This window comes from Methanosarcina sp. MTP4 (genome assembly GCF_000970045.1).
In the GTDB taxonomy this organism is placed as follows: domain Archaea; phylum Halobacteriota; class Methanosarcinia; order Methanosarcinales; family Methanosarcinaceae; genus MTP4.
The window spans coordinates 270629-284651 of record NZ_CP009505.1 but is presented as its reverse complement, the minus strand read 5'-3'; the positions used below and the strand labels follow the sequence as shown (position 1 = coordinate 284651).

General features: G+C 48.8%; 16 protein-coding genes. 7 read left to right on the top strand and 9 right to left on the bottom strand.

The window, feature by feature from the left end; genetic code table 11:
- Positions 1-5: 5 nt before the first annotated feature.
- From tgtA to MSMTP_RS01275, 4 genes are all read left to right on the top strand, one after another.
- Positions 6-1478 (top strand): tRNA guanosine(15) transglycosylase TgtA, encoded by a 1473-nt coding sequence (tgtA, locus tag MSMTP_RS01290; protein ID WP_048177282.1) that lies wholly within the window; start codon positions 6-8, stop codon positions 1476-1478.
- Positions 1479-1652: 174 nt separating this feature from the next.
- On the top strand, positions 1653-2594 hold the full coding sequence (locus tag MSMTP_RS01285) for a UbiA family prenyltransferase (RefSeq protein ID WP_048177279.1): 942 nt from the start codon (positions 1653-1655) through the stop codon (positions 2592-2594).
- A 97-nt stretch (positions 2595-2691) separates the two neighbouring features.
- Positions 2692-3849 carry an NAD(P)/FAD-dependent oxidoreductase gene (locus tag MSMTP_RS01280; protein ID WP_048177277.1) on the top strand — a complete coding sequence of 386 codons (1158 nt, stop codon included), beginning with the start codon at positions 2692-2694 and terminating at the stop codon, positions 3847-3849.
- A 44-nt stretch (positions 3850-3893) separates the two neighbouring features.
- Positions 3894-5033 carry a radical SAM protein gene (locus MSMTP_RS01275; RefSeq protein WP_197076121.1) on the top strand — a complete coding sequence of 380 codons (1140 nt, stop codon included), beginning with the start codon at positions 3894-3896 and terminating at the stop codon, positions 5031-5033.
- A gap of 91 nt (positions 5034-5124) precedes the next feature.
- On the opposite strand, the gene MSMTP_RS01270 is transcribed toward MSMTP_RS01275, so the two are convergent.
- The 5 genes from MSMTP_RS01270 to serB form a co-directional block, all read right to left on the bottom strand.
- Positions 5125-5499, bottom strand: a complete 375-nt coding sequence (locus MSMTP_RS01270; protein ID WP_048177272.1) for a DUF2149 domain-containing protein — start codon at positions 5497-5499, stop codon at positions 5125-5127.
- Positions 5420-6196 carry a MotA/TolQ/ExbB proton channel family protein gene (locus tag MSMTP_RS01265; protein WP_048177271.1) on the bottom strand — a complete coding sequence of 259 codons (777 nt, stop codon included), beginning with the start codon at positions 6194-6196 and terminating at the stop codon, positions 5420-5422. The genes MSMTP_RS01270 and MSMTP_RS01265 overlap by 80 nt, the downstream gene beginning before the upstream one ends.
- Positions 6193-6870 (bottom strand): DUF2162 domain-containing protein, encoded by a 678-nt coding sequence (locus MSMTP_RS01260; protein WP_048177270.1) that lies wholly within the window; start codon positions 6868-6870, stop codon positions 6193-6195. Before MSMTP_RS01260 ends, MSMTP_RS01265 begins: the two co-directional genes overlap by 4 nt.
- Before the next feature lie 503 nt (positions 6871-7373).
- Positions 7374-8228 carry a coiled-coil protein gene (locus MSMTP_RS01255; protein WP_048177269.1) on the bottom strand — a complete coding sequence of 285 codons (855 nt, stop codon included), beginning with the start codon at positions 8226-8228 and terminating at the stop codon, positions 7374-7376.
- 49 nt (positions 8229-8277) lie between these two features.
- Positions 8278-8970, bottom strand: coding sequence for a phosphoserine phosphatase SerB (gene serB / locus MSMTP_RS01250; protein WP_197076120.1), 693 nt, complete (start codon positions 8968-8970; stop codon positions 8278-8280).
- 125 nt (positions 8971-9095) lie between these two features.
- On the opposite strand from serB, the gene MSMTP_RS18820 reads away from it, so the two are divergent.
- Together MSMTP_RS18820 and MSMTP_RS01245 are read left to right on the top strand one after the other, a co-directional pair.
- The gene (locus MSMTP_RS18820; RefSeq protein ID WP_156153635.1) at positions 9096-9266 is read left to right on the top strand and encodes a hypothetical protein; all 171 of its coding nucleotides are present in this window, start codon (positions 9096-9098) and stop codon (positions 9264-9266) included.
- A gap of 126 nt (positions 9267-9392) precedes the next feature.
- On the top strand, positions 9393-10223 hold the full coding sequence (locus MSMTP_RS01245; protein ID WP_048177266.1) for a F420-dependent methylenetetrahydromethanopterin dehydrogenase: 831 nt from the start codon (positions 9393-9395) through the stop codon (positions 10221-10223).
- A gap of 145 nt (positions 10224-10368) precedes the next feature.
- Here the strand turns inward: MSMTP_RS01245 and MSMTP_RS01240 are convergent, their stop codons facing one another.
- Together MSMTP_RS01240 and MSMTP_RS01235 are read right to left on the bottom strand one after the other, a co-directional pair.
- A complete protein-coding gene (locus MSMTP_RS01240; protein ID WP_231582870.1) occupies positions 10369-10716 on the bottom strand; it encodes a DUF2111 domain-containing protein in 348 nt (115 codons plus the stop codon).
- A gap of 218 nt (positions 10717-10934) precedes the next feature.
- Positions 10935-11612, bottom strand: a complete 678-nt coding sequence (locus MSMTP_RS01235; protein WP_048177264.1) for a DUF166 domain-containing protein — start codon at positions 11610-11612, stop codon at positions 10935-10937.
- Between the two features lie 388 nt (positions 11613-12000).
- Between MSMTP_RS01235 and tmk the strand changes: the two genes are divergently transcribed.
- Positions 12001-12624, top strand: coding sequence for a dTMP kinase (gene tmk / locus MSMTP_RS01230; RefSeq protein ID WP_048177262.1), 624 nt, complete (start codon positions 12001-12003; stop codon positions 12622-12624).
- 81 nt (positions 12625-12705) lie between these two features.
- On the opposite strand, the gene MSMTP_RS01225 is transcribed toward tmk, so the two are convergent.
- Together MSMTP_RS01225 and MSMTP_RS01220 are read right to left on the bottom strand one after the other, a co-directional pair.
- On the bottom strand, positions 12706-12942 hold the full coding sequence (locus MSMTP_RS01225; RefSeq protein ID WP_048177261.1) for a hypothetical protein: 237 nt from the start codon (positions 12940-12942) through the stop codon (positions 12706-12708).
- Between the two features lie 199 nt (positions 12943-13141).
- Positions 13142-13864 carry a HisA/HisF-related TIM barrel protein gene (locus MSMTP_RS01220; RefSeq protein ID WP_048177260.1) on the bottom strand — a complete coding sequence of 241 codons (723 nt, stop codon included), beginning with the start codon at positions 13862-13864 and terminating at the stop codon, positions 13142-13144.
- Between the last annotated feature and the right edge of the window lie 159 nt (positions 13865-14023).

Genomic DNA, 14023 nt, shown 5'->3' with positions numbered 1-14023 from the left:
CCGGCATGTCAGCGATATTTGAAATACTCGACAAGGACGCAGGCGGCAGGATAGGAAAACTCAAGACCCCGCACGGGATAGTTGAGACTCCTACCGTCATGCCTGTGATAAATCCGAACATCCAGCTTATCCCCCCGGAAGAGATGAGAAGCTTCGGGGCAGAGATCCTTATCACCAATTCCTATATTATCTACCGGAAAGAAGAACTGCGAAACGTGGCCCTTGAAAAAGGGCTGCACGAGCTTTTGGGCTTTGACGGGCCCATCATGACTGATTCGGGGTCATTCCAGCTTTCCATCTATGGCTCGGTGGAAGTCACGAACGAGGAGATCCTGGGATTCCAGCAAAAAATCGGAAGTGACATCATCGTCCCCCTGGACATCCCGACTCCTCCTGACGTCCCCAGAAAGCGGGCCGAAGAAGAACTTGCAATTACTGCCGAACGCCTGGAAGCCGCCCGGAAACTCATACAGGGAGAACAGCTCCTGGCAGGCCCGGTCCAGGGTTCGACCTACCCCGACCTGAGGGAAAAAGCCGCTTCCCACCTGAAAGAACTCGATTTCGGAGTCTACCCCCTGGGAGCCGTGGTTCCACTTATGGAAACCTACCGCTATGCAGAACTCGTGGACGTGATTGCAGCCTCGAAAAAGGGTCTCTCTCCGGTTGCCCCGGTCCACCTCTTCGGGGCAGGGCACCCTATGATGTTCGCTCTCGCCGTGGCCCTCGGATGCGACCTCTTTGACTCGGCAGCCTATGCCCTCTACGCAAAGGACGGGCGCTATATCACTGCAAACGGGACCTACCACCTGGACAAACTTAACTACCTGCCCTGTTCCTGCCCAATCTGCTCGAAATACACGGCAGAAGAGCTGAAAAAAGCACAGAACAGCCAGGAACTCCTGGGAAGGCACAACCTCTACGCAACCTTCGAGGAAATCAGGCTGATCAAGCAGTCCATAAAGGAAGGAAAACTCCTGGAACTTGTGGAAAAGCGCTGCCGCGCCCATCCGAAACTGCTTGACGGGCTGAAAAGGCTCTATACTCATTCCGCCTTGCTCGAGAAGTTCGACCCTGCAAGCAAAGGCACCTTTTTCTACTGCGGACCCGAATCCGCGTCCCGTCCCGAAGTCCTGCGTTTCGGAAAGAGGCTGGAACGCTTCAGCATCGAAGGCCCGGCGCTTATCCGCACAAGGCCCGTGAAAGGCGAAAAGGAATACAGCCAGGTCCTCATTTTCAAACCCCCCTTTGGAGCATACCCCGTGGAAATGGAAGAGGTATACCCCTTCAGCGCCGAGGTCCCGAAAATCCCGGATTACGAAGCCCTGAGCACAGCCCTCTCAAATACCCTCAAACTAATAGACCTGAACCCTGAGGCAGAATTTACCTTCATCTGCGAACCGGAGTTCGACCACCCACTCCTCGAAAAAATCCGGGAAAGGGCGGAACTTGTGTACAGAGACGAATGGAAAAAAGGATGAAAAAGAAAACTTTTTTGACATGCGCATGTTTATAGGACTAAAATCAAACACTCTTAACTAACTCAAAAAAACTCTAAAAAAATCTTAAAACACTTAAAAACCCTAAAAAACACTTAAACAGCCCTGGAAAATGACCACGAAACCCCCAAAATAAAAAAAACACAGGTGAAAACATTGTCCCTCACAGCAAGAATCGGAGAACTCAGCCCCTATCTCCAGCTGCTGAGACCCGAACTCTACTACATGGACCTGACCCTCCCTGCCTCAAGCGCCATCCTGGCATCCTACCTGGCAAGCGGAGGGCTTCCGGAACTCAGCCCTTTCATTATTGCGGTTATCGGAGGCTTTGCAGCCATCACCAGTTCATACGTTTTCAACGACTGCTGCGACGTTGACATCGATACCATTAACCTTCCCGACCGGCCCCTGCCCTCTTCGACGGTCTCGAAGAAAACGGCGCTTACGTACGCCATCTTTCTTTTAGCAATTGCAGGATCTGCGGCCACATACCTGAACCCGGAATCCCTCCTGGTCCTTCTGATCGCAGCCGGCACAATCACCGTCTACTCAATTTTCGCAAAACGGAGCACTTTCCTCAGTTTCGTGCCTGTGGGCATCTCTTACGGGCTTGTGCCTGTGGGCGTCTGGCTGGCTTTTGACCCTGCAGGAATCCTGAAAGGAAGCGACGGGGTGATCCTGCCCCTTGCCGGAATCTGCTTCGGGCTAATGATGTGCGTTACGGACTGGGCCTTTACCCTTGGCGGAGTTGCCCGGGACGTGGAAGGCGACAGGCTCAAAGGCGCACCCACCATGCCCGTGACTTACGGCATCCCCTTTACCGCCAGGTTTGTTACATTCTGGTGGATCGTGGGAGTTATCGCATCGGTGATCATCGGCTGGTCTGCCGGACTCGGCCCCGTGTACTTTGCAGGCGCTCTTGCCTCAGGGCTCTGGATGCTTGCCCAGTGCGTTGACTTTATCAGGCATCCGACCCCGGAAAGAGGAGGAAGCCTCTTTTTAAACGGGTCAAACTACAGGGCCGTCATGTTCGGGTCCATGATCCTGGACGTGGTGCTGTGCATCTACCTTGAAGCTTACACATCTATTCTTTGGTAAGAAGGCAGAGCAGGAAAGGCAAAGTAGAGCAAGGAGAGTAACAAGTAGGCAGGGAGAGGTAAATAGGCAAAAATAGAGGAGAAGAGAGGATAAAAAAATGGACGCTGATATCATAATAATCGGGGCATCCCCTGCAGGGCTGATGGCTGCCCGAAACGCCTGCGAGAAGGGTGCAGATGTCCTTTTGCTGGAAAAAAAGGAAGAGCTCGGGCATCCCCCTCATCCTGCAAACTCTTTTTTCAAGGGGATGTTGGACAGGTGCGGCGAGAAGGTAGACCCGTCCTACGTGGACCATTACCTGAAAGGCATGCAGATCATTGCCCCCTCGGGACGCAGGGTGGTTGTTGAAACCCCCGGATATGCCATTGACAAGACGAAATTCGACCGTTTTTACGCAAAGAAGGTTACGGGTACCGGGGTAGACCTGCGCACAGGTATCGAAGCCTACAACATCCTGAAAGACCGTGAAGAATTTGCAATAAGTACATCTGAGGGAGTCTTCAGGTCAAAGCTTGTGATCATCTCCGACGGGATCAACTCGAAAATGGCTTCTCTCCTCGGCCTGAAAACCATGAAACACCCCGAAGACATCGCCTGGGGCATTGAACTGGACGTAATGGCCCCGGGCCTGGGGAAACCGGACATGTTCGAGTACTACGTGGGAAACCACGCTCCCGGCTGGAAGACCACTTACTCTCCCCGCGGGGGGGACAATGCCGCAATCGGAGCTTATGTGCGCAGGTGCGGGAAAGACGCCACCCCCTACCTGGACGCCTGGGTAGAGCGCTTCAAAAAGCTCAAAGGAATCGAGGAGCTTGAAGTCGTGAGAAAACTCTCCGGCGGAGACCCTATCGTAACCATCCCGAACGAGTATATCACAGACGGGGTCATGGTCGTGGGAGGCGCCGCCGGACAGTCAGGGATAGGCTATGCAATGCGTTCAGGCCAGATCTGCGGAGACGTGGCTGCAGATGCCGTTAAAAAAGGCGACGTTTCAAAAAACGCCCTCTCGGAATACCGGAAGGCCTGGGAAAACGAGTACAGGGCCGAACACTACCTGGGCAGGATTGCCCTTGAGACCCTGCGGAAGATGACGGACAGGGAAATCGACGAGATGGTCAAAGTCTTTGAAAAAGAAGACCTCTCCTTCATCCACGGAAGCGCCTTTGAGCAGGCCATGCAGGTCTTCATGTTCATGCTTAAAAAGAAACCCACGGCAATGCTCAAGTACAGGGCATTTCTCAGGAACAAATGAATTTACGAAGAATTTACGGGCTTAAAATAAGGGATCGAAAAAACATGCAGTATGATTTTTACAAAAACCCCCTCTTCAGGGTCTACGCCGAAGTCGAGCACGGCAGAGTCCGGATGAAAACCAGCGGAGTCGCCTCCCCGATTATGAAAAGAGTGATGGCAGGAAACTTCGCCATCTTTGATGGGGAAAAGCCCGCAACAGTCGGGGAAAAACGGCTGATCTATTCCACCTGGATGCCACCGATCCCGGGCCCCGGTTTTGACAGGCTGGTAAAAAGCCAGCTCTCCGCCATGCTGGGGAAGATGGTCCCCGACCAGGTCACGATCTCCATTACCGAGGACTGCCCCAACAACTGCATCCACTGTGCCCTCCCGGATACGAAAAACCGGGCAAAGCTGTCTCCCGAAACCGTGAAGGATGCCATCGACCAGATGCTTGAGATAGGCAGCACCTTCATAATCTTCGACGGGGGAGAACCCCTGACCTACCAGGGTCTCGAAGACCTGATCAGCTATGTAGACCCGGAAAAAGCAATCACCGGCATGTTCACTTCCGGAGTTGGGATGACCCCGGAAAAGGCAAGGAGCCTGAAAGAAGCGGGACTTTATTCCCTGACCGTCAGCTTTGACAGCCCCTTCGAGGAAAAGCACGATTACATAAGGGGCAGGAAAGGAGTCTTCAAAAGTGCCGTCGACGCGGTCAAAAACGGGCTAGAAGCCGGGCTGCTGGTCAACATCTACCTGGTCCTTTCCAGGGAAAACGTGGACGAACTTGACGAACTCTACGCCCTTGCCGCCGAACTCGGCGCCCATGAACTCTCTTTTTACGAAATTGTCCCCACGGGCCGCTGGATGGAACACGAATCCGAAATCCTGACCCCGGCAGACCTTAAAAAATTTGACGCTTTCGTAGCCAGGGCAAAGGAAAAAGAAGGACCCAGAATTTTCCCCATACCCCAGGTGATGCGGACCACGGGCTGCATGGCCGGTCGGAAATGGCTTCACATAACCCCCGAAGGAAACATCCTGCCCTGCGCCTGCATCCCGGTTCCTTACGGGAACGTCCATGCAGATAAAATAAAAGACGTCTGGAAAAAGATCCGGGAAGACCCGGTTTACAACGCAGACTCCTGCCTCATGAGGAACCCGGAATTCAGGGAGAAGTACCTGAAGATACCGGAATGAAGAAAAGTAAGGGGAGGAAAGAAAGTGGGCAAAAAACCGGCCAGAATGAAACCCTGACCGCTTTTGCAGGAAAAGTGGTCATAAAAAATTGTCACCCGGAGGTTTCATTCCCCTCTTCTTCGCTTTCCGGGACATAGATCACCCTGCCATCGGCCAGCCTGTAGGCTGTCCCAAGGGCTTCTCCTGTGCCTCCACCTATATTGTCGGTCATGTTCAGGACTTCAATCGGCTGCCCTTTCTCCTTGATAATGATTTTCATGTCCTGAGCTCCCGGGTTTTTTACGATTGTGATATCCTCTTCAGGATTCAAGAGTTCGGGCAGCTGGTAAGACATGACCAGGGCAACGAGCAGCGCGACTGAAAAAACCATTGCCACATCGAAGAGGTTAGCAACTCCTGTCAACGGGTTCTGGTCTTCCGGACCCTGCCGGAGCCCGGTTCGCCGGTAACGTCTGCTTTTTCTCATGTATTTCTTCCTCCGCAGTCAGGGACGGGGTTAGCTCGTTTTGCTCGATTCTTCTTCCGTCCTCTGAGGGTTCCTTGAAGCCCTCTTCCAGAGCATCCAGAATGTAATCAATGTCTGACATGTCCTCCCAGTACCAGCGCCTCCTGACCTGGGTCAGGACATACCCGACGCTCCCGGCAAACAGCCCGACAACGGTAGTAGCAAAGGCAATCATCAGGTTGTTTGCAAGGGTGGCAATGTCTCCCTGTGAGAGGCCGATAAGGGCAGGGCCGAGGGGGATAAGGGTACCCATTAGCCCCAGCATGGGAGAAATGGTAGCCAGGATTTTTGTCTTTTCGAGCTGCCCGGACATCCTTATCTCATATTCGGCTGCAAGTTTTTCGATCGCATAAAACCGCTTTTGCTCAAGATAGGGTGCAGCATCCCTGGAAAAGGAAGTAACCATCCGGTTCTGCCTGCTTTCCCGGAGGGTATTTGAGGCGTCCAGAAACCTCGAATTTTTCACCGTGCTTCGGAGCTGCATGCAGTCTTCTTCCAGTTTCCGAGAATCCCTGTGCCTTTTTGAATACTCCGACAAAAATTCCCCTATAAGGCCCAGAGAAGAAAGGACCAGCAGGAGCAGGACTATTATCACCGGATAGAGCAAAGCTGATGAAAAAGTATACATTATGCTAAAAAGGGGACCTGCTATACTCATTGATTTGACCTCACATTTCCCAGCAAGAACCCGCCCAGAATCACCATTGCAGAAAAAGAAAGGGGAACGATCCCCGCCCCGTCTCCCGAGAGAGCTACCAGGTTCAGCTGCTTTGTTTTCATGTAAGCCGGTATGATCATGGCTCCTAGCAGATAGTAGATGCCAAGAAGCAGCATTACGCTTCCCAGGCTTTCAGGGGTTTTTCCGAGTCTCTTGAAGCCGAAAGAAGAAACCAGGACCGAAATGCAAAAAGCAGTCCCCACAAGTAGCCCGATTTTCAGCCCGCTGAGCTCAAGGCTAGCTGCAAGGAGCATACAGCAAAAAGTCAGGGCTGCAAGGCAGACCGGGCAGGGCATGGAAAGGACAAGGAAAGTGTGCCCTGAAACATCCCTCCCGGCGTTCCACTTCTTCTGGGTATATATCCCGGTTCCGATGAGGAGCAGAGAAAGCAGGACATGAACCCCCAGCCCGAGACCGGAAATGTTCTCAAAACTTTCCATGCTGAAATTTCCCACAACGCTTCCCACAAGCACAGAGAGCAGGAAATAACTGCCTGCAACCGCAATTATTTTTCGAGGTCCTGCATTTGAAAAGCCGCATCCAAGTCCGGTTTTAATCCCAAACATAAAAATCGCGATTAAGATGCCGATAACTGTTAACACCGTTGAATTCATAATTAATCAAATAGAAGTAATACCAATTAAGATATTTATAGATGATTAGTTTAATCAATTATAAATTTATATCACATAGTAAGTATAAATATCAGTGATATTGACAATATTCTTAAAAACAAGTAATAAAGTCTGAGAGGAGAAAGAGACCGAACCGGGGAAAAACACGGAGAACAGAGAGAAAGAAAAGGGAAAACACGGAGAAAAACCGAGAAAGAAGAGGGAAAAACACGGAGAACAGAGAGAAAGAAGAGGGAAAAACACGGAGAACAGAGAGAAAGAAGAGGGAAAACACGGAGAACAGAGAGAAAGAAGAGGGAAAACACGGAGAACAGAGAGAAAGAAGAGGGAAAAACACGGAGAAAAACCGAGAAAAAAGCCAAAAACCAGAGCTAAACCCTGCGAATGCAACAGGAAAAAGGAAGTGCAGGTTAAAAGAATAACCTGCACACAACGGAAATTAAAGATCTTTAGGCGATGTGAATCTTTTCCGTAATCTGTAATTAAAGACCAGATCTCTGGAGAGTCATGAGGTCTTCAGTGGTAAGCTTGGCTCCACCCTTGAATTTTTCAAAGATGTCCTTAGCATCTTTCTGAAGTTCAGCCTTTGCCGGGCGACCTTTGCCGTCCTTGTCCTTCTTCTTAAGCTTGAAAACTTCCTTATCAATTTCCCGAATTTCTTTCTGGGCATTGATGAAAATCTTGTGCTGCTCGTCAGCTGCTTCCTGGGCTTTAACGAAATCCTTGTGAGCGATATCCGACTCTGCCCTGGTCCTGTCAGCTTCCTTGAAGGCGGCAATCATCTTCTCATGGAATTCCTGAGCCTGCTTTGCATACTCTGCCAGTTCCTTGTGGTACTCCGAAGCTTCGTCCCGGATTTGCTGAGCTTCATCAAGGATGTCCTTCAGTTCAACGTTGTTCTCAAGCTGAACCTTCTTAACATGGTACTGCTTCTGGAGCTGAGTGATCTTGCCAACGAGTTCCCTCTCTTTGCTTGTGCTCAGCACTTCGGTCTGCTGGGCAAACTCAAGCCGGTCGATGTCCTTTCGGAGCATTTTGATAGAGGGACCGCCCATATTATTCTGCTTTCGGATAGAGTCTGCCTTTGCAAACAGTTCGTTTGCCTTAGCATTGGTATCGTCACGCTTATTCTTGTATTCGCTAACTTTTTCGTTGATCTCATCCCTGGAATCTTTGAGTTCCTGGGCTTCATTAATGAGATCCTTGGTCTTCTTGTTCAGCTCATTCCTCTTAGCTGCAAGAGCGCTGGCTTCCGCATTTAAGGTATTTCTCTTTTCTTTGGATTCTTCAGAAATAGCCTTTAAATCGGTTCTTTTTTTCTGTAATTCTTTAAGCATCTCTTATTGTGCCTCCCGATCCAGCAAAAAAGCTGGCATTTTAATAGTTCTACTGTTCGATGTCGACATGCTGTGCCTGATTATGAAATAAATGAGAAAGAGATCCAAGGACAGGGATCAATGCTGTGAGGTCTTTTTTTGTAATGACCACATCCGCATATTCCCTCAGGATTGGTTTGGGATTAAAAGCTATTGAAAAACCTGCCCGTTCAAAGATGCAGGCATCATTCGCGCCGTCCCCGACGACTACACACTGTTCGGGCCAGACCCCATTTCTGCGGGCCAATTCCTCTAGCACTTTCGCCTTGGAATTACCTTCAGTCAGGGGGCCAATAACCTCTCCGGTGAAATAGCCGTCTTTCACGAGCAATTCGTTGGAAACCACGAAATCAATATCAAGCGCTTTGCCAATTTTATCAGCAGAGATTGTAAATCCGCCGGAAACCATTGCGGTTTTGTAACCCAGTTCCTTGACATACCTGATCATTTCCACTGCACCCGGCATAAAGGGGATCTGATCCACAGCAGCCTGTGCAGTTTCCAGAGATAGGCCTTTGAGGAGGCTAACCCTCTCGAAAAGCGCCTGTCCAAAATCAAGGTCTCCGCTCATCGCTCTCTTCGTAATCTCCTCCACCTTGCTTACAACACCTGCAGCCCTGGCGAGCTCATCGATGGTCTCAGCGTCGATAAGGGTGCTATCCATATCAAAAACAATTAGTTTATTTTCAGTGGAATTATACATAGGACAGTTCACTCAATCAAAACCTGGACCCGAATGTTATAGATATTGTACCGGGATAATTTCCCGAAAAAGGGCATCCTGCCCGGTGCACCAAAATTAAAGGTACCCCCGCAGATTCATGTAATATGCTTGCCCTGACATTTAAGCCCACCAATGGAAAAGTTATTTCAAATTATAATGTGGGTTTCGTAGAAAAACAAAACCACAAAACAACAGCATTGATGTCAACGTTTTTGACTGAAATAAATCACATCCCTTTTAAGCTTTTCGGAGGATGGGGGGAATGTGTTGAATAATCATTATAAATATAAGGGATAATTATAAAATATGTTCAATGAGTAGATACTATTGCCAAAAGGATTATAAACCCTTTGGGAATTCCAATATTTGAATAAAAAAGGTCAACACAGGACTCTGTAAAAATGGTCAACATAGGATTCATAAAAATGGGAAACCTGGGAATGAGCCAGGTTATCAACCTTATTCAGGATGAAATTGCCGCTCGAGAGGGAATCACCGTCCGCGTTTGCGGGACAGGCGCTAAGATGGGCCCCGACGATGCCGCATACACCGAGAGCTTCAAGCAGTGGGATGCAGACTTTGTTATCATCATCAGCCCAAATGCTGCCGCCCCCGGCCCGACTGCAGCTCGCGAACTCTGGAAAGACAAGCCCTGCATCGTGGTTTCTGACGGTCCGACAAAGAAGGACGCCCGCCAGGCCCTCGAAGACGAAGGCTTCGGATACATCATCCTCCCGGTCGACCCCCTTATCGGAGCAAAGAGGGAATTCCTCGACCCCGTGGAGATGGCATCCTTCAATGCCGATGCAATGAAAGTGCTTTCCCTTTGTGGCGTTGTGAGACTCATCCAGGAAGAATTTGACAAGGTAGCCGACCAGGTGAACGCCGGCAATTCCGGAAAGGAACTTGAACTCCCCCACATCTTCGCAAAACCCGAGAAATGTGTGGAACACGGAGGCTTTGCAAACCCCTATGCAAAAGCAAAGGCCCTTGCTGCCCTGCACATGGCTGAAAAAGTCGCACAGGTCAACTTCCCTGCCTGCTTCATGTTAAAGGACATTGAACAGGTGTGCCTTGCAACCGCAACAGGCCACGAAATCATGGGAGCCGCTGCAGTCCTGGCAACTCAGGCAAGAGAAATTGAAAAATCCAACGATACAGTCCTCAGGCAGCCTCACGCAAAGAACGGCACCCTGCTGACAAAAACAAAGTTATACGAAAAACCCCAGTAAACCGGAAAACAGCGTTTCCGGTCCTGAGACCAGACTATAAGTTGGAGGAACCATAGGAACTGCCCCTGAAAAAAAGCAGGGGACATATCCCTCCAATAATACATATCTTTTTTGCTTCTCTATCAGGAAATCTCCCGAGCCCTGTTTACTTCATCAGCTTTCTTGCTTCTTCGACTTCTTCTAGCACATCAGGGTATCCCTTGAAAACATCGGAAAGATCAAGGGTAGCCAGCAAGTCCACAATTCCGATCGCCGCAATCGCCTTTCCGTCCTTCGAACGAATAGGTGCCACAACCACATGCTTACCCCTGTACATGCCATCCCTCGGGACCTCGTGCATAACTTTGTTGGTCCTGAGTACCTCTTCAAGTATGGGCCCGGTGTATTCCCTGTCAAGGACTTTTCCCTTTTCAATTCGCAACCCCTTTCGCTTGAGGCTTCGGATAGTGGTGGGGAGACCCAACAGGGAATGTACCGCACATGCGATAGTCACGAGGTCATCAGGCCCCGAATCTTCAGATATCGATAAGGAAGTAATATTCTCACCTCCGAAAGTAGTTTAACAATTCTGAATTTAACAGTTCTGAATTTAACAGTTCTGAATTTAACAGACCTGAATTAAAAGGCCGGAGATATTTCAGCAAGAAAAATAAAAAGCTGAACCCCGATGCCCAACCCTGTATATAAGATATTTTTTCAAAGAATATATAGTCACTCCTCATTTTCCAGCGCTTCGGCTTCGAGTGCTTTTATGAGCGCCTGCTTATGAAGCTCTGCTGACTCGTGAATTCCGCCCATTTCGCCCCGGATAGCCCTACAAGGGTATTGCTGGACAAGGAGGCCTGCTTTCGGAGGGGCATCTTTCACAGGCACACCTACAAGATCCTTTGCCATCTGCCAGGTGCTTCCGCAGGGGGCCCCTTTTATTACCTCCACATTTGCGATTTTTCCGTCCTTAGTTTTGACCTTGAGAACCGGAACCCCGAAAACTTCCGCAAAGACCCGGTTAGCAGGATTTGCTTCGAGGGTACAGCAGATCTCGTCAACCTCGATACTCATGCCGGATTTCTCGGAGATCTGTTCAAGCTCGGGAACAGAAGCCCTTGAAGGCCCACCCGGTACGATAAGGGCACGCACCCCATTCTCTGCCGCAAGTCGGGCGATCCCAGAGGTAAGGTCAGGATGCAGGGAATAGGTAACAACTATCTCTGCGGAAAAGACACTCAGGTCAAAATTAAGATTTTCTAGAAATTCATCAGGCTCCTCGATAAAAACAGGCAGGAACTCCGGCAGATCAGTAGATACTACCGAAAAGCCACTGTGCTTCAGGATAGTCTCGATCAGTCGGTTTCCATACTTGCCCCGCGTGATAACTCCGATTACTGTCATTACTGTAGATTATTTTTGATATTGTATATATAGGTACTTATTTTAGTTAGGGCGACAGGAATTGGGAAACAAAAACCTAAAAACGAAAACCTAAAAACAAAAACCTAAAAACAAAAACCTAAAAACAAAAACCTAAAAACAAAAACCTAAAAACAAAAACCTAAAAACAAAAACCTAAAAACAAAAACCTAAAAATAAAAACCTAAAAACAAAAACCTAAAAACAAAAACCTAAAAACGAAAACCTAAAAATATTAATCGGCAAACAGAAATATGTCCTTCCGGAAAAATCCCTGACATATAGGTTATATAGGGGAAATACGTTTCAGTAAAAACCGTATTAATAAAAATTCTGCAAAAGAGAAGGAAATAAGAAAACGGCGGTCCGTATGAGAGGCAAACTGATCACTCTTGAAGGCATTGACGGTTCAGGAAAAAGCACGGTTGTAAAAAGACTTCAGGAAAACCCGGAGATCCAGGCTCTTGGCCCTGTCTTTACCCGGGAGCCCACAAGAGGGACCCTTACCGGGACTGCCGTGGAGCAGGCGATCCTCTCGGAAACCGACCAGCTTGCAGAACTATTTCTCTTTACCGCCGACCATGCCGAGCACCTGGCAAAGCTGGTAAAACCCGCTCTGGGAAGTGGGAAAACCGTAATTTCAGACCGCTACTCCGATAGCCGCTACGCCTATCAGGGCATGACCCTGAAAAACCGAATCAAAGAGCCCATGGAATGGGTTCGGGGCCTCCACAGGGGCTGGACTGTCGTCCCGGACCTGACCTTCCTCTTCGATATCAAACCCGATACAGCAGTTGAACGCTGTGGAAAACGGGGAGAACAGACCAAATTCGAAAAAATCGAATTTTTGCGAGGCGTGCAGGAGAACTTTTTCAGGCTTGCAGCAGAAGAACCGGAAAGGTTTCTTGTGATCGATGCCAACCGCCACCCGGACGTTGTGGAAAAAGATGTTGTGGAAAAAATCCTTGAATTCCTGGGAAATGAGCAAAAATAAAAAGCCCTGAATTCCGGGAAAAGAAAAAAAATGTTTGGAAGAAAAGCTCCGGATTGAGAATAAAATAACTCGGACCCGAAGTTACAGCTTGTTCTCGTCCGCAAATTTAATCAGGGCTTCCCCAAGCATCCGGACATGGTTGGGGTTCAGGTTGAACCTGGACTTTTTCGTACCGCTGCGTTCCTTTGCAAGTTCGACATATTCTTTCCCGAAGCGTTCGCTGTGGGCCAGGGAAATGGTAAGGTACCATCCACCCCCCACCTTGATTTCCGTGTAACCTTCTCCACCACTTTCCTCAGGAATGTTTTCTTCTGACATTTTGCAAACCTCATAAACTACAAATTTTTACTTAAATTTGAAACCCGATAATCGCATATAAAGTTACTCAATATCCCTGAAAATGTCTGTACAATGTCTTTACAAAATGTCTTTACCTGAGATTATTTCTCAAAGTATGTACAATATCCCCACTCAAAGTCCTTATCCAATATCTTTATTCAATGCCCCTGCTCAATGTTTACTCAATTTCCGGCCCGCTCTTCAACCATTCCAGGGGGATCGAGCCGTTGTGGACGGCAGTCGCCACCAGGGCACCCTTAACTCCTATTTTTCCAAGGATGTAAAGGTCCTCCATGCTCCGAACTCCGCCTCCGAGCAAGACATCGTGCTTTGAACGAAGCGCAAGTTCCTTGAGGAAAACGGGGTCAAACCCGGAAGCTGTCCCTACCCGGTCCATGTCAAGGAGAATCAGGTCTTTCAGGGGCAACTCGTCCAGGGCTTCCACGATTTCAAAGGGGTCGGAAGGGATCTCAGGGTCCTGTTTAAGGACTTTACCATGTTTGATATCAATACTGACACTTATCCTGCCCGGATATAGGGAAGCGGTTTCCCGGATTGCGGCAAATGTCCCTGTTTCCGTGCCTATGACCGCCGTGTTTGCAATAGAGAGGGCTTTTTCCACGTCATTCTGAGAGGAAACTCCAAAATCCAGCATCGTTTCGGCCTTTGAACTCACGGCCCGGATAATTTCCGAATTGGTATCCCTATTGCCGCCCTGCAGGACATTGAGATCGGCAATGTACACTTCCAGTGGCTGCAAAACCTCGACAATCTCTACGGGGTCCGGACTGCTGCATACTCCGCTACTATCCGAAACCGGGCGGTAATTTTCCCGAACTCCACCTTTTGCGAGGACCACGTTACGATTAAATATATCCATTACGAAAATTACGCGGAACATACTTATCCCATAATTGCATCATCCTATAAAAAAATATAAAAATAGGATATATTGTATAAAACGGATAATATTGTATAAAACGGATAATATTGGATAAAACCAATAAATTAAATAAAACGAATAATATTGGATAAAACCAATAAATTAAATAAAACGGAT

Excerpts from the sequence above, each read along its gene's own strand:
- MSMTP_RS01270 (WP_048177272.1), bottom strand. The coding sequence starts at position 5,499 with ATGAGAAAAAGCAGACGTTACCGGCGAACCGGGCTCCGGCAGGGTCCG.
- MSMTP_RS01260 (WP_048177270.1), bottom strand. The coding sequence starts at position 6,870 with ATGAATTCAACGGTGTTAACAGTTATCGGCATCTTAATCGCGATTTTT.
- MSMTP_RS18820 (WP_156153635.1), top strand. The coding sequence starts at position 9,096 with ATGCTTGCCCTGACATTTAAGCCCACCAATGGAAAAGTTATTTCAAAT.
- tmk (WP_048177262.1), top strand. The coding sequence starts at position 12,001 with ATGAGAGGCAAACTGATCACTCTTGAAGGCATTGACGGTTCAGGAAAA.
- MSMTP_RS01280 (WP_048177277.1), top strand. The coding sequence starts at position 2,692 with ATGGACGCTGATATCATAATAATCGGGGCATCCCCTGCAGGGCTGATG.
- tgtA (WP_048177282.1), top strand. The coding sequence starts at position 6 with ATGTCAGCGATATTTGAAATACTCGACAAGGACGCAGGCGGCAGGATA.
- MSMTP_RS01275 (WP_197076121.1), top strand. The coding sequence starts at position 3,894 with ATGCAGTATGATTTTTACAAAAACCCCCTCTTCAGGGTCTACGCCGAA.
- MSMTP_RS01235 (WP_048177264.1), bottom strand. The coding sequence starts at position 11,612 with ATGACAGTAATCGGAGTTATCACGCGGGGCAAGTATGGAAACCGACTG.
- MSMTP_RS01255 (WP_048177269.1), bottom strand. The coding sequence starts at position 8,228 with ATGCTTAAAGAATTACAGAAAAAAAGAACCGATTTAAAGGCTATTTCT.
- MSMTP_RS01245 (WP_048177266.1), top strand. The coding sequence starts at position 9,393 with ATGGTCAACATAGGATTCATAAAAATGGGAAACCTGGGAATGAGCCAG.
- MSMTP_RS01265 (WP_048177271.1), bottom strand. The coding sequence starts at position 6,196 with ATGAGTATAGCAGGTCCCCTTTTTAGCATAATGTATACTTTTTCATCA.
- MSMTP_RS01220 (WP_048177260.1), bottom strand. The coding sequence starts at position 13,864 with ATGTTCCGCGTAATTTTCGTAATGGATATATTTAATCGTAACGTGGTC.
- serB (WP_197076120.1), bottom strand. The coding sequence starts at position 8,970 with ATGTATAATTCCACTGAAAATAAACTAATTGTTTTTGATATGGATAGC.
- MSMTP_RS01225 (WP_048177261.1), bottom strand. The coding sequence starts at position 12,942 with ATGTCAGAAGAAAACATTCCTGAGGAAAGTGGTGGAGAAGGTTACACG.